This is a genomic window from Streptomyces sp. NPDC033136 (assembly GCF_055578235.1).
In genome coordinates this window covers 457,700-470,312 of record NZ_JBVIPD010000001.1, presented here as the reverse complement: position 1 = coordinate 470,312, position 12,613 = coordinate 457,700, and the positions used below count along the sequence as shown (strand labels likewise).

10 protein-coding genes and 2 pseudogenes are annotated in these 12,613 nt (G+C 74.3%); 8 read left to right on the top strand and 4 right to left on the bottom strand.

What is annotated here, in order from left to right:
- Positions 1–165 precede the first annotated feature (165 nt).
- From ACZ5TL_RS02145 to ACZ5TL_RS02130, 4 genes and pseudogenes are all read left to right on the top strand, one after another.
- The gene (locus ACZ5TL_RS02145) at positions 166–1,827 is read left to right on the top strand and encodes an alpha/beta hydrolase (RefSeq protein ID WP_468586695.1); all 1,662 of its coding nucleotides are present in this window, start codon (positions 166–168) and stop codon (positions 1,825–1,827) included.
- Positions 1,828–2,059: 232 nt separating this feature from the next.
- Positions 2,060–4,237: an MMPL family transporter gene (locus ACZ5TL_RS02140; protein WP_468586693.1), complete on the top strand. Its 2,178-nt coding sequence runs from the start codon at positions 2,060–2,062 to the stop codon at positions 4,235–4,237.
- A 5-nt stretch (positions 4,238–4,242) separates the two neighbouring features.
- Complete coding sequence (locus ACZ5TL_RS02135) at positions 4,243–5,430, top strand: sensor histidine kinase (RefSeq protein WP_468586691.1); 1,188 nt, start codon at positions 4,243–4,245, stop codon at positions 5,428–5,430.
- Positions 5,427–6,066 (top strand): annotated as a pseudogene (locus ACZ5TL_RS02130) (response regulator). The gene ACZ5TL_RS02135 and the pseudogene ACZ5TL_RS02130 overlap by 4 nt, the downstream one beginning before the upstream one ends.
- Positions 6,067–6,071: 5 nt before the next feature.
- Here ACZ5TL_RS02130 and ACZ5TL_RS02125 read toward each other — a convergent pair.
- From ACZ5TL_RS02125 to ACZ5TL_RS02110, 4 genes and pseudogenes are all read right to left on the bottom strand, one after another.
- A complete protein-coding gene (locus ACZ5TL_RS02125; RefSeq protein WP_468587084.1) occupies positions 6,072–7,340 on the bottom strand; it encodes a vWA domain-containing protein in 1,269 nt (422 codons plus the stop codon).
- Positions 7,341–7,423: 83 nt separating this feature from the next.
- On the bottom strand, positions 7,424–8,653 hold the full coding sequence (locus ACZ5TL_RS02120) for an AAA family ATPase (RefSeq protein ID WP_468586689.1): 1,230 nt from the start codon (positions 8,651–8,653) through the stop codon (positions 7,424–7,426).
- A gap of 64 nt (positions 8,654–8,717) precedes the next feature.
- Positions 8,718–10,055: a hypothetical protein gene (locus tag ACZ5TL_RS02115; RefSeq protein ID WP_468586687.1), complete on the bottom strand. Its 1,338-nt coding sequence runs from the start codon at positions 10,053–10,055 to the stop codon at positions 8,718–8,720.
- A gap of 110 nt (positions 10,056–10,165) precedes the next feature.
- Positions 10,166–10,328 (bottom strand): annotated as a pseudogene (locus ACZ5TL_RS02110) (sarcosine oxidase subunit beta); the annotation flags it as partial.
- Between the two features lie 221 nt (positions 10,329–10,549).
- On the opposite strand from ACZ5TL_RS02110, the gene ACZ5TL_RS02105 reads away from it, so the two are divergent.
- Genes ACZ5TL_RS02105 through ACZ5TL_RS02090 form a run of 4 tightly spaced genes read left to right on the top strand, consistent with a single transcriptional unit; the run spans position 10,550 to position 12,597 of the window.
- A complete protein-coding gene (locus ACZ5TL_RS02105; RefSeq protein WP_468586685.1) occupies positions 10,550–10,975 on the top strand; it encodes a sortase-dependent protein in 426 nt (141 codons plus the stop codon).
- Positions 10,972–11,586 carry a class F sortase gene (locus ACZ5TL_RS02100; protein WP_468586683.1) on the top strand — a complete coding sequence of 205 codons (615 nt, stop codon included), beginning with the start codon at positions 10,972–10,974 and terminating at the stop codon, positions 11,584–11,586. Before ACZ5TL_RS02105 ends, ACZ5TL_RS02100 begins: the two co-directional genes overlap by 4 nt.
- On the top strand, positions 11,583–12,074 hold the full coding sequence (locus ACZ5TL_RS02095) for an RNA polymerase sigma factor (RefSeq protein WP_468586681.1): 492 nt from the start codon (positions 11,583–11,585) through the stop codon (positions 12,072–12,074). Before ACZ5TL_RS02100 ends, ACZ5TL_RS02095 begins: the two co-directional genes overlap by 4 nt.
- Positions 12,058–12,597, top strand: coding sequence for a hypothetical protein (locus ACZ5TL_RS02090; RefSeq protein ID WP_468586679.1), 540 nt, complete (start codon positions 12,058–12,060; stop codon positions 12,595–12,597). The genes ACZ5TL_RS02095 and ACZ5TL_RS02090 overlap by 17 nt, the downstream gene beginning before the upstream one ends.
- Positions 12,598–12,613 lie beyond the last annotated feature (16 nt).

Sequence of the window (12,613 nt, the reverse complement as noted above, 5' to 3'; positions counted from 1 at the left end):
AACGGTGAACGACTCGGCAACTACCGTCGGGGACCGGGGAGATGCGGTGGAAGGAGTTGCCGCATCCGGCTGCACACCCCCTCGGATTGGGCTAGACATGCGGCGGAACACGCCGACATCGGGACGCGCCGGCCCGCGCATCCCGCCCAAGGGGGAACAGGAAGAGTGACCACACACGACCGCACTTCGCGCCACTCCGGCTCCGGAGAGCGCAGACGCGTCCCACGGCTCAGAATCGCCCTGGCCACCGCGGCCGCCTTCGTCGTCGCCGGGAGCGGGGTCCAGGCGACGGCCGCGCAGCCGGCCGGGGCGTCGACGCAGCCTCCCGTACCGAACCTGACCTGGTCCGACTGCCAGGGCGGCTTCGAGTGCGCGGACGCCGACGTGCCGCTGGACTACCGCGACCCGCGGGGCAAGACCATCACCCTCGCGGTGATCCGCAAGAAGGCCCCTGACCAGGGCAGGAAGAGGGGCACCCTCTTCCTCCAGCCGGGAGGACCGGGCAGCTCGGGCGTCGACTTCGTCCGCGGCAACTACGCCGACCTGCCCGCCGAGTTGCGCGACTCCTTCGACGTCTTCGGGTACGACGTACGGGGCGTCGCCCGCAGCTCGCAGGTCGAGTGCTGGGACGACGCGACGTACAACAACGCCATCAGGGCCGCCAAGGGCGTGCCCGGCCCGGAGGCCTACGCCTCCGCCGTCCGCCAGGGCGCCGAGTTCGACCAGGCCTGCCAGGACCGGGCGGGCGAGCTGCGGCCGTATGTCGGCACCGAGTACGTCGCCCGCGACATCGACCTGTTGCGCGAGGCCCTCGGGGAAAGCCAACTCACCTATTACGGACGTTCGTTCGGCAGCTACATCGGCACCGTCTACGCCGCCCTGTTCCCCCAGCGCGTCCGCGCACTGGCGCTCGACGGCGCGTACGACCCGAAGCACTACGCGAACCGGCCCTACGCCTACGACCGGTCCCAGTACCTGGCCCTGGACGGCGCGGTGAGCCGCTTCCTCGACTGGTGCGAGGCGGACCAGTCGACGTGCGGGTTCGGCGACGGCGACCCGCGGGCCGCGTTCGAGAAGCTCAAGGCCGGCCTCGACGCCAACCCCGTACCGACCGCGAACGGTGGTCAGGCGAACGGCTACACCCTCGTCTACCGCCTCCTGTTCAACATCAACGAGGGCAAGGTCATCTGGCCCTCCCTCGGCGAGGCCCTGCGCAAGGCCCAGCAGCGCGACAACACCTCGTTCCTGCTGCGGCCGCCGTCCCCGGCCAGCTACGACTTCCTCAACCCGAACATCGCGGTCGAGTGCGTCGACCGGGACTACCCGCGCAGCCCGGCCCTGCTGAAGCGGCAGGTCACCACCAACGCCAAGCTGGCCCCGCTGCTCGGCCCGGCCCTGGCGTACGGCCCGCCGCTCTACGACCACCAGCACGCCACCACGTGCGCCCAGTGGACCGGCGAGAGGCCCAGCCGCTACGACGGCTCCTACCGGGCGAAGGGCTCCGCGCCGATCCTGGTCCTCGGCACCACCGGCGACCCGGACACCCCATACCAGGACGCCGTCGCCCTGGCCCGGCGGCTGGACAACGGCCGGCTGCTCACGTTCGAGGCCGAGGGGCACACCGCCTTCGGGCGCAGCGCCTGCGCGACGGACGCGGTGACCGGCTACCTGGTGGACCGGAAGGTCCCGGCCCGCGGCACGACCTGCGCGGACGAGACCCAGCCGCCGTCCGCCACCCCGAAGGCGGCCCCGGCGGGCACGACCCTCGGTGAGCTGCGCAACGGCGTCAACGAGCGGCTCGACCGCCTCGGCAGCACCCCGCGCTGATCACCCTGCGCTGATTCACCACCCCCGAACCCCGGACGTCCCGCACCGCGGCAGGCGTCCGGGGTTCCCGCGTCTTGCCCCCCCTTGCGGCGGCACTTACAACTCGCATCCGGCTGCTGCCCCTTCCCGCTGGTGGGGTTGTCCCCAGGGCCGGGGTCCACCGACCGGTGGACGGCAGGTTCAACCGAGTACCTCTGTCCGCCAACTGCCCAGCTCAGCAAGGCTTTTGGGCATGAACTCATTATCTGTGCGCGTGGCGCGATGGAGCGCGCGGCACCCCTGGCGGGCGATCGTCGGCTGGCTGATGTTCGTGGCGCTGTGTCTGGGCGCCGGCAGTGCGGTCGGCACGAACAGTGCGAAGACGGCGGACTACCGGGTCGGCGAGGCCGGCCGCGCCGAGGCGCTCGCCGCCGAGGCCCGTCTGGAGCGCGGGGCCGCCGAGCAGGTGCTGATCTCCTCCCGATCGGGCGGTGCCCTCGACGAGGGCGCCGCCCGGGCCGCCGCGGACGATCTGGCCGAGCGGATGCGGCGACTGCCGGAAGTGGCGGGCGTGGCGGCCCCGTTGCTTTCCGAGGACCGCCGGATCCTCATGGTCGAGGTGGCGCTGAAGGGCGAGGAGCGGGACGCGAAGGACAAGGTCGACGCGCTCGTGACGCAGACCTCGGCGGTGCAGAAGAGCCATCCCGGCCTGCTGCTGGAGGAGACCGGAAGTCCGTCCGTCAGCAAGGGGGTCGAACAGCAGCGCAGTGACGACCTGGCACTGTCCGAGGCGATCACCCTGCCGGTCACGCTGGTCACGCTGCTGGTGGTGTTCGGGTCGGTGACCATGGCCGGGGTGCCGTTGCTGCTGGCGCTGTCGTCGATCGCGGCGGCCGTGGGTCTGTCGATGGTCGTCTCACATCTGTCCCCCGACGCCGGTGTGGGCACGAACGTCATCCTGATGATCGGCCTCGCGGTAGGCGTCGACTACACGCTCTTCTACCTCAAGCGCGAACGGGAGGAACGGGCCCGCGCCGGCGGCCGGCTGGGTTCCGAGGCGCTGGTCGAACTGGCCGCCGCCACCTCGGGCCGGGCGGTGGTGGTCTCCGGGCTCGCGGTGGTCGCCTCCACGGCGACGCTGTATCTCGCCTCCGACGTGATCTTCTCCTCCCTGGCGACCGGCACGATCGTCGTCGTCCTGGTGGCCGTGGCGAGTTCGCTCACGGCGCTGCCCGCGCTGCTGGTCAAGCTCGGGCAGCGGGCCGAACGCAGGCCGGGGCGGCGGCCCCGGAGCGAGGGCGGCCGCGGCCGGGTCTGGAGCGCCCTGCTGCGGCCCGCCGCCCGGCATCCCCTGGCGACCCTGTGCGTCTCGGTCGTCGCGCTGCTCGCGCTCGTCGTCCCGCTGGCCGGGCTGAAGATCACGGAGATGAGCCGGGACACGCACTCCCGCGACATTCCCGCGATGAAGGTCTACGACCGGCTCAACGAGGCGTTCCCCGAGCAGCGGGTGACCCACCAGGTCGTCGTGCGTGCCGACGCCTCGCGGTCGGGGGAGGTGGGAGCCGCGCTGCGTGAGGTGGCCGAGCGGGCCGCGGCCGACCCGCTGTTCACCGGCGCCTCGCGCGTCCGCGTCTCGTCCGACGGCCGCACCCACACCCTCGAACTGAAGGTGCCGTACCTCGGCAACTCCGACGAGGCGTACGACTCCCTCGACCGGCTCCGGGACGGCTTCCTGCCCGCGACCGTCGGCCGGATCAACGGCGCCGAGTACGGCGTGTCCGGGGACGTCGCCCGCTACGCCGACTATCCCGCCCACCAGAACCGCAAACTGCCCCTGGTGCTCGGTGCGTTGCTGCTGGTGACGTTCGCGATGACCGTGTACGCCTTCCGCTCGGTGGTGCTCGGGCTGCTCGGCGTCGCCCTGAACCTGTTGTCCGCCGCGGCGGCGCTCGGACTGCTCGTACTGGTCTTCCAGGGAACGTGGGCCGAGGGCCTGCTGGACTTCCAATCCACGGGGTCGATCGGGTCGCGTGTGCCGCTGTTCCTCTTCGTGATCCTCTTCGGGCTGTCGATGGACTACCAGGTGTTCGTGGTGAGCCGGATCCGGGAGGCGGTGCTCGCGGGCGTGGCCACGCGGCAGGCCGTGCTCGACGGGATCCGCTCCTCGGCGAGCGTGGTGACCAGCGCGGCGGTGGTGATGACGACCGTGTTCGCGAGCTTCGTCTTCCTCCACATCATCGAGATGAAGCAGATCGGCTTCGTCCTGGCGGCGGCCGTGCTGATCGACGCCTTCGTGGTCCGGGTCATGGTCCTGCCGGCGGCGATGCTGCTGCTGGGCGAGGCGAGCTGGTGGCCGTCCCGCCCGGGGCGCCGGGCGACGGCCGCCCCGGAGAAAAAGTCGCCCTCCCGCCCGGCGGTCGACGTACGTTGATCGCCATGACCGCTCTCGCCGGGCCCGCCGCCGACGCCTTCCGGACGACCTCGCTGCGCCGCTGGAACGCGGTTTGCTGGCTGCTGTTCGCCGTGATGGCCGTCGGGCTGGCCGCCATGGACCGGCCCGGCGGGAGCAAGTACGCGGCGCTGGCCCTGCTGGGCGGGGTGGTGCTGTCGTACGCGGTCCTGGACCGCTTCCCGGCCAACCCCGTCGTACGGCCCCACGTGTATCTGTCGGTGCTGGTGGTCGCGTTGGGCGGGCTGGCGTATCTGCGGGGCAACTACGCGGCGCTGTTCATGGTGACGCTGCCGCACTACTGGATGTTCGGGCGGACGTCGAGGGCCGCGATGACGTTCCTGGGGCTCGCCGCAGCCGCCACCCTGGCCGGGAGCGTGCTGCGGCAGGGCTGGTCGGTGGAGTTCTTCACCGTGACGCTCGTGTCCACGGTGCTCGTCGTCGCCGTGGGGGTGCTGCTCGGGCTGTGGGCCCGTTCGGTGGTCGGGCAGAGTGCCGAGCGGGCGCGGCTGATCACCGAACTGGAAGAGACCCAGGCCGAGTTGTCCGAGGCGCACCAGCGCCAGGGCGCGGCGGACGAGCGGGAGCGCATGGCACGCGAGATCCACGACACCCTCGCCCAGGGCTTCGCCTCGATCATCGTGCTGGCCGAGGCGGCCCGGGCGGGGATCGACTCCGAACCGGCGCGCAGCGCCCAGCAGTTGCGGTCGATCGAGTCGACGGCCCGGGAGAACCTCGCCGAGGCCCGGGAACTGGTCGGCTCGCCCCGGAGCCCCGGGCAGGCGGCCGCCGGTTCGGTGGCGCAGACCCTGCGCCGGACCCTGGACCGTTTCGCCGAGGACACCGGCCTGAGCGTCGAGGCCGACCTGGAGGACCTGGAGTGCGACCAGCAGACCCGCATCGCGCTGCTGCGCTGCACCCAGGAGTCCCTGGCCAACGTGCGCAAACACGCCCGCGCCTCCACGGTCGGCGTGGTCCTGGCCCGGCAGCCGTACGGAGTGGAGCTCGAGATCACCGACGACGGGACCGGGTTCGTGGTGGAGGAGTCGGCGGGCTTCGGCCTGGACGGGATGCGCAAGCGGCTGGCGGAACTGGGCGGGAGACTGACGGTGACGAGTTCGGTGGGCGACGGGACGCGAGTGCTGGCGCTGATCCCCCTGGAGGCGTCGGCATGACCGAACGACCGCTCCACGTCGTCGTCGTGGACGACCACACCGTCATGCGGGCGGGAGTCGTGGCCCTGCTCGCCTCCGAGACGGGCATCGAGATCGTCGGCGAGGCGGGCGACGGCCGCGCCGCCCTCGACCTCGTCGAGCACCACCGGCCCGATGTCGCCCTGGTCGACCTGCGGATGCCGGTCCTGGACGGAGTGGCGACCACGACCGAGATCGTGACGCGTTTCCCCCGCACCCGGGTGCTGATCCTCACCACGTACGACACGGACGCCGAGATCGAGCGCGCGGTCGAGGCCGGGGCGATCGGCTACCTCCTGAAGGACACCACCCGCGAGCAACTGGCCGACGCGATCCGCGCGGCGGCGCGCGGCGAGACCGTCCTGGCCCCCCCGGGTCGCCGAACGCCTGGTGGCCCGGATGCGCCAGCCCGCCCAGATCCCCCTCACGGCCCGCGAGGCGGACGTCCTGAACGCGGTCGCGGACGGCCTCACCAATGCCGAGATCGGCCGTCGCCTAGTCATCGCCGAGGCGACGGTGAAGACCCACCTGCTCCGCCTGTTCGCCAAGCTCGACGTCAACGACCGGACGCGGGCGGTGGTGGTGGCGATGGAGCGGGGACTGCTGCGCAGGCCGTAGCCCGCTCACGACCCGATGTCCACCACCCGTGCCCAAGCCGGTGGTGAGTCCGGGACGTACTCCGGGTCGGACTCGTCGTAGGCGGGGCTCCGGTGGCGGCGGGGGAACAGGCCCACCACCGTGCGGCACGGGGGGCGGGTGCCCGGCCAGGGGGTCTGGCCGTCGGTCAGGGCCACGATGACGTCCGGGGCGGGGCGGGCGCGCAGCGCCCGGGTGAAGCCCGCGCGCAGGTCCGTGCCGCCGCCGCCCGTGAGGGGGATGCCCTCGGCGCGGCACAGGCGGCGGGCGATGCCGGCCGAGGCGTCGCAGGGGACGACGGTGACCAGGTCGCGGCGTCCGCCCACCGCGCGGGCGATCGCGGCGACTTCGAGGAGAGCGCTGCCCAGCTCGGCGTCGCTGACCGATCCGGAGGTGTCGATGATGACCGCGACGCGGGGCGGGCGGCGTCTGAGGCTCGGGAGGACCGCGCCGGGGACGGCGGCGGAGCGGCGGGCCGGGCGGCCGTAGGTGTAGTCCTCGCCCCCGCCGGGGCCGGACGCCGCCGAGCGGACCGCCGCGCCGAGCAGCTCCCGCCACGGCTGGGGCGGGTGGAATGCCTCCTCGGCCCAGCGGCGCCAGCCCTGCGGCGCGTTGCCGGGGCGGCCGGTGAGGCCCTGGGCCACCCGGAAGCGGACCGCGTCGCGCTCCTGCTCGCTCAGGCCGTGCGCGCCGTCCGGGCCGAGTTCCCACTCCCGGTCCATGCCGTCGGCGCCGCTGCCGCAGTCCAGCCAGGCCAGGTCCTGCGTACGCGGGCCCACGCCGAACTGCCGCAGGTAGTCCTCCATCAACTCGTTCTCGGACAGGCCCAGCAGGCCGGGGACCACGACTCCCTCCGGGCGGGCCAGGCCGTCTCCGTACACGTCGTCGTTGATCTCGAAGTCCGCGGCGATGTTCATCCGCAGCCGCTCCCCCGGGCCGTGCAGCCCGCGCTCCCGCGCGACCCGGTCGCTGCGTCCGTGGTGGTCGCGCAGGAGGTGGGAGACCTCGTGCACCCACACGCCGGCCAGTTCCTCGACGGGCGTACGGTCCACGAACGCCGGTGAGACGTAGCAGCGCCAGTGCCGGTCGACGCTCATCGTCGGCACCCGGCGCGACTCGACGACGTGCAGGGCGAACAGGGCGGTCGCGAGGTAGGGGCGGACCCGGGCGGCGTGCAGCCGGGCGGCGAAGAGCTTGCCGCGGTCGAGCGTCGCCGGGACGGTGGGAGCGGGGGCCTCGGGTGTGTCCGTCGTCATCGGCCCGCCCTCACCTCGGTCGCCTCGGGTGTGTCCGTCGTCATGGCCCGCCCTCACCTCGGTCGCCTCGGGTGTGTCCGTCGTCATCGACCCGCCTTCACCTCGGTCGCCTCGACCGCGGTCGTCGCGCGGTCCGCCCGCCTGGACAGGGTCACCACCCCGGCCAGGCGCTCGATCGACGCCGGGACGTCCCAGTCCTCCCGGCGCAGGGAGGCCAGCGTGGTCGCGGGGACGACGACCACGTCCGGCGGCCCGGTCTCCACCGCCTTGACCAGGAGCGCCCAGGCCGCGTCCCAGCGGGCCCGCTCCGGGCGGCTGCGGATCGCGGCGACGACCCCCTCCAGCGCGGCCTGGCGCAGATCCCCCCGCTCGGGCAGCTCCGCACCGGCCGGGTCGGCCAGCAGCGTCTCGGGGTCCGGGAGGTCCAACCGGTCGAGGCTCGCCAGCAGTTCGAGACCCGGGCCGTCCCCGACGGTGCCCCGGACCAGGAGGGAGAGCACGTCACGGGAGGAGCCGGCCGCGGTCGCGAAGGCGATCAGGTGCAGGGTCATCTCCCAGCTGCGCGGGGACGGCCAGGGCCCGCCCCGGCGGGTCTCGCCACTGGGCAGCCGGTGCGTGAGAGTGGGGCGTGCGGTGAGCAGTCCGCACACGGCCCGGCGGGCGAAGTCCACGGCCCCGGGCAGGTTTTCGGGGTGGAGCCGGGGCAGGGTCGCCGTCGGCCAGATCCCGCCGAGGCCGCGCACGACGACCTCGGTGTCGTGCGTCCACTGCAGGTGGACGAAGCGGTTGGCGAGCGGCGGGCTCAGTTCCCAGCCGTCGGCCGCCGAGGAGCGCGGGTTGGCGGCGGCCACGATCCGCACCCCGGGCGGCAGCCGCAGCGCGCCGATCCGCCGCTCCAGCACCAGCCGCAGCAGGGCGGCCTGGACGGCGGGCGGCGCGGTGGAGAGTTCGTCGAGGAACAGCAGTCCCCGCCCGGCCCGCACCAGTCGTACGGCCCAGTCCGGCGGGGCCATCGGAACGCCCTGTTCGGCGGGGTCGTCGCCGACGATCGGCAGGCCGGAGAAGTCGGACGGCTCGTGCACACTCGCGATCACCGTGGTCAGCGGCAGGTCCAGGGCCTCGGCGAGCTGAGTCAGGGCCGCGGTCTTGCCGATGCCCGGTTCGCCCCAGAGCAGCACGGGCAGATCGGCTGCCACGGCCAGGGTCAGGGCTTCCAGCTGGGTGTCGGGGCGGGGTTCGGTGGTGGTGTCCCGGAGGAGGGTCAGCAGGTCACCTGCGACGTCGAGCCGGGAGGCGGTGGTGCTCGTGGGCATGTGTGATCACCTGTTGGGTGTAGGAGGTCTCAGAGGTCTCAGAGGTCTCAGAGGAAGACCCGGGTCACATGTGGCGCGGGTGCGGGCCGTGGTCGCGGGAGTGGCGGCGGTCCCAGGGGCGCAGACTGCCGGGCGAGGGCCCGTCCAGGCCCGCGCGGAACAGGCCGTAGGCGATGCGCCGCCGCGCGGCGGTCTCCAGTGCGTCCCGCAACGGGCCGCTGCGCAGCACCGCGCCGGGTCCGAGGAGGCTCTCCACGGCGGCCAGCGCACCGGCGACGTCGCCGTGGTGGAGGCGCTCACGGACGCCGGTGAGGCAGTCGGGGCGGCGGTGGGCCCGGTCGACGGCCTGGAGGCAGGGCAGGGGAGGCCCGCCGAGGGCGGCCAGCAGTTCCTCGCGGCGGATCTCGTCCGGGTCGTGGTCCAGCGCGGCCAGGACGCCGCCGACCAGGCCGATCCGGTGCCGGGCGCCCCGGCAGTCCACGAGCCGTGGGTCGCCCGCCGTCGGCGACCGGAACGGGCCGGCCGGCGTGGCCGGCACGCCCAGCGCCGAGGCGACCAGCGGATGCAGCCGACCGGCGTCGACCGCCCCGGCCCGGACCAGCTCCAGGTCGGGCAGCACCCAGGTCGCGGCGTCGGGGAGTACGGGCAACGAGGCGTCACGGGTGTGCGCGCTCAGCGACGCGGCCCCGTCGGACACGTCAAGAACCAGCCGGTTGCGCGCCCCGAGCCGTACACAGACCCTGCCGCCCGGCCGCCCTTCGGCACGCAGCAGGATCTCCGCCTCGGCCGCCCACCGGTCGACGGCACAGCGGTGCCCGTCCGGCAGCAGCCCGGCGGACTCCGTGGCCAGGGGCGAGCGGCCGTCGCCGGACCGCTCGCGCAGCTCACCGGCCCGGCGCGCGTCCCAGAGGTGGCGGTGCAGGTCGAGGCGGAAGCGCCGGCTGGGCCGGGGATGCGGATGCCGCCGGCCGGACGCCTCCGCCCGGGACCCGTCCCACAGCGCGAGGCTGATCCGCTGCCCGGCGTCCGCCCAGGCCGGGGGCGTCCGCACCACGAGGTGCAGCGGTCTTCGGCCTCCCGGGTCGTACCGGGCCAGGGTGATGGTCAGGCCCGGCCGCAGCAGCCCGTCCGGCGCGATCCTCGGCATGTGCCAGCGCAGCAGGTCGGGGGCCAGGTGACGCAGGTCGTCCCGGAGCCGGGCGGCGAACTCGCGGCCATGGCGTCGGGCCACGTCACGCGGCTGGAGGTCGACGTCGACGCCCGCGGCGGCGCAGGCACCCGCCCAGTCCCCGGCACGGCGCCGGGCCGTCGCGGTCTCGATCATGGAGGGCGGCACGGCGAACTCGCGCACGCGCGGCCAGAAGGAAAGAGGGGATCGCCCGTTCGCGGTCTCGGTGAGCATCAGCACTCACCTTGCGCGGACGGGACCCCCAATCTGTGGACAGAGTGAGTCGTCATCGCGGGGATCGTAACTCCGCCCGGCTCCCGCGCGCAGCCGGTTTGTTCCGCCCCTCACACCACGTGCGACTCGGGCCGGATCCCGGCGCCGGCCCGGAAGCGGTCAGCGCTGAGCGGGCCGTCGTCGACGCACGGCGTGCGCTCCGGGCGGAGGGTCCCGGACGCTCTCACCGACCGCCGGGGCCTGCGGGAAGCCGTGCCCGGAAAACCCGGTGGCACGAGGGACGGTGGTGAAGGCGGGCGAGGAGGTCGACGGGCCGTCGCTTCGGGGGTCCTGGGCGCACGCGCGCGTTCCGGCCATCGCGTGCCGGGCCGCCCTCGGGCGTCGGCAGGGCGTCGCACCCCCACCCCCGGCGACTTTGCCATCTCTTTACAACCCGCCTCCCCTCCGCCTCGTCTCTCCGCACGACCTGTCACCCGACGAAGGAGTGCGACTCCATGCGCCGAACCGTCCTCAGCGTCCTGGCCCTCGCGGGCACCGCCGTACTGATGGGCACGGGGCCCGCGTTCGCGAGCGGTGCGACGACCCCGACCCCGGTCCCGGCTTCCGCCGTGCCCACCGTCCAGCCGGCGGAGAGCGCTGAACCCACCACCGGCGCTGAACCGGCCCGTCCGGCCGAGAGCGCCGAACCCACCACCGGTCCCGAACCGGCCCGTCCGGCCGAGAGCGCCGAACCGACCCGGGCGCCGGCCGAGGACCAGGTCTCCGTCGTGCCGAGCGGCGCGCCCGACACCGGTGTGACGGCCACGTCCCCGGCCTCCGGGGCGGGCGGCACGGCGATCGGCGCGGGCGCCGCCGCGGTGCTCCTCGCGGGCGGCGGCACGGTGTTCGTCGTGCGCCGCCGCCGGGCGACCGGAGCATGACCGCGTTCTCCAGGCGCGCGTTCACGACCGCGGCACTGGCATCCCTGCTGACGGCCTGCGGCCGCGGCCCCGCGACGCGGGGGCACGCCACCGGGACCCCGCCGCCGGTCACGGCCGGGCGGAGGCGTCCCCCGGCCGGTTCGGACCCGGTCCGGCTGCTGATCCCGGCGATCGGCGTCGACACCCCGGTCATCCGGCTGGGCCTGGCGCCGGACGGCACCGTGGAGGTGCCGCCGGTGACGGCCGACGACCGGGCGGGCTGGTACCGGCACTCGCCGGCGCCCGGCCGGACCGGCCCGTCGGTCATCCTCGGCCACGTCACGGTCGGCCCGTACGGCGACGGTGTCTTCCGGCACCTCGACCGGCTGCGCCGGGGCGAGCGGATCGTGGCGCGCCTGGAGAACGGCACGGCGGCGGAGTTCGCCGTCACGGCCGTACGGACCGTCCCCAAAACCGACTTCCCGGCGGGCGACGTCTACGGGAACGTGGAACGCCCGGAGCTGCGGCTGATCACGTGCGGCGGTACGCGGACCGGCGACGGCTACCCGGACAACGTGATCGTGTTCGCCGCACTGGCCGGCGCCGAGTCCCCCACCCCTGGAGAGAGTTGAAACGGTCCCGCGAGAAGGCCGCGTCCGAACTGTTCGCCGCCCTCTACCCGCGCCTGGCCGGCTGGTGCCGCCGGCTCGTCGACGACGACGGGACGGCGCACGAGATCGCCTCGGAGGCGTTCACCCGGCTCTGGGCCCGCTGGACGAAGGTGGAGGAGCCCCGCGGCTTCCTCTACGTCACCGCGGCCAACCTCGTCCGGGACCACTGGCGCAAGCTGGAGCGCGAGCGCCGGGCGATGCACCGCGTCACCTCGGAAGCCGCCGTACGCCCCCACCCCGAGCAGGCCGACCCGTCGGTGCGGCTGCTCGTGCAGTCGCTGCCGGAGCGACTGCGGGTCCCGATCCTGCTGCACTACTACGCTGACATGCCGATCCGGGAGGTGTCCGTGCTGACCGGGCGCAAGGAAGGAACCGTCAAGGCCGACCTGCACGCGGCCCGGGAACTGCTCCGCGTCCACCTGAGGAGAAGCCTTGACCACACGCCTTGACGACGACCCGGGCGATGCGGAGTTCGCCCCCGACGACCCCCTCGCCGTGATCCTGCGCCCCTCCTCCCCCGACTACCTGGGCGCGCCCCACGGCCAGTACGAGACGGTCCGCCGCCGGGCGACCCGCCGGCGCCTGCTGCGCACCGCGGCCGGAGCCGGGGTGTGCTGCGCGGTGGCCGCCCTCGTCGCGCTCCCCCTGCGCCTCACGGCACCCGAACGCCCCACGACCCCGACGGTCCCGATGGCCCCGCCGGCCACGAGCCCGGCACCACCCGCGTCCTCGGCACCCCCCACCCTCGGGCCCTCCCCGTCCGCGTCCGACTCCCGCGCGTCGTCCCCGGCCACGGCCCGCCCGGGCACCGAGACCCCCCGCGCCTCCGCCCCCGGCACCCGCGGCCCCGCCGAGGCGACGAGCCCGACGGCCCCGTCCCGCGCCCCGTCGGCCACCCCGACGTCGGAACGGCCCGTCCCGTCGGCGGCCCTGCCGGACACGGACCAGAGGTCGGCCGCCAGCAGTCCGTAACCCACGTCGGCCGTGT

Excerpts from the sequence above, each read along its gene's own strand:
- ACZ5TL_RS02140 (WP_468586693.1), top strand. The coding sequence starts at position 2,060 with ATGAACTCATTATCTGTGCGCGTGGCGCGATGGAGCGCGCGGCACCCC.
- ACZ5TL_RS02135 (WP_468586691.1), top strand. The coding sequence starts at position 4,243 with ATGACCGCTCTCGCCGGGCCCGCCGCCGACGCCTTCCGGACGACCTCG.
- ACZ5TL_RS02125 (WP_468587084.1), bottom strand. The coding sequence starts at position 7,340 with ATGACGACGGACACACCCGAGGCCCCCGCTCCCACCGTCCCGGCGACG.
- ACZ5TL_RS02120 (WP_468586689.1), bottom strand. The coding sequence starts at position 8,653 with ATGCCCACGAGCACCACCGCCTCCCGGCTCGACGTCGCAGGTGACCTG.
- ACZ5TL_RS02115 (WP_468586687.1), bottom strand. The coding sequence starts at position 10,055 with ATGCTCACCGAGACCGCGAACGGGCGATCCCCTCTTTCCTTCTGGCCG.
- ACZ5TL_RS02105 (WP_468586685.1), top strand. The coding sequence starts at position 10,550 with ATGCGCCGAACCGTCCTCAGCGTCCTGGCCCTCGCGGGCACCGCCGTA.
- ACZ5TL_RS02100 (WP_468586683.1), top strand. The coding sequence starts at position 10,972 with ATGACCGCGTTCTCCAGGCGCGCGTTCACGACCGCGGCACTGGCATCC.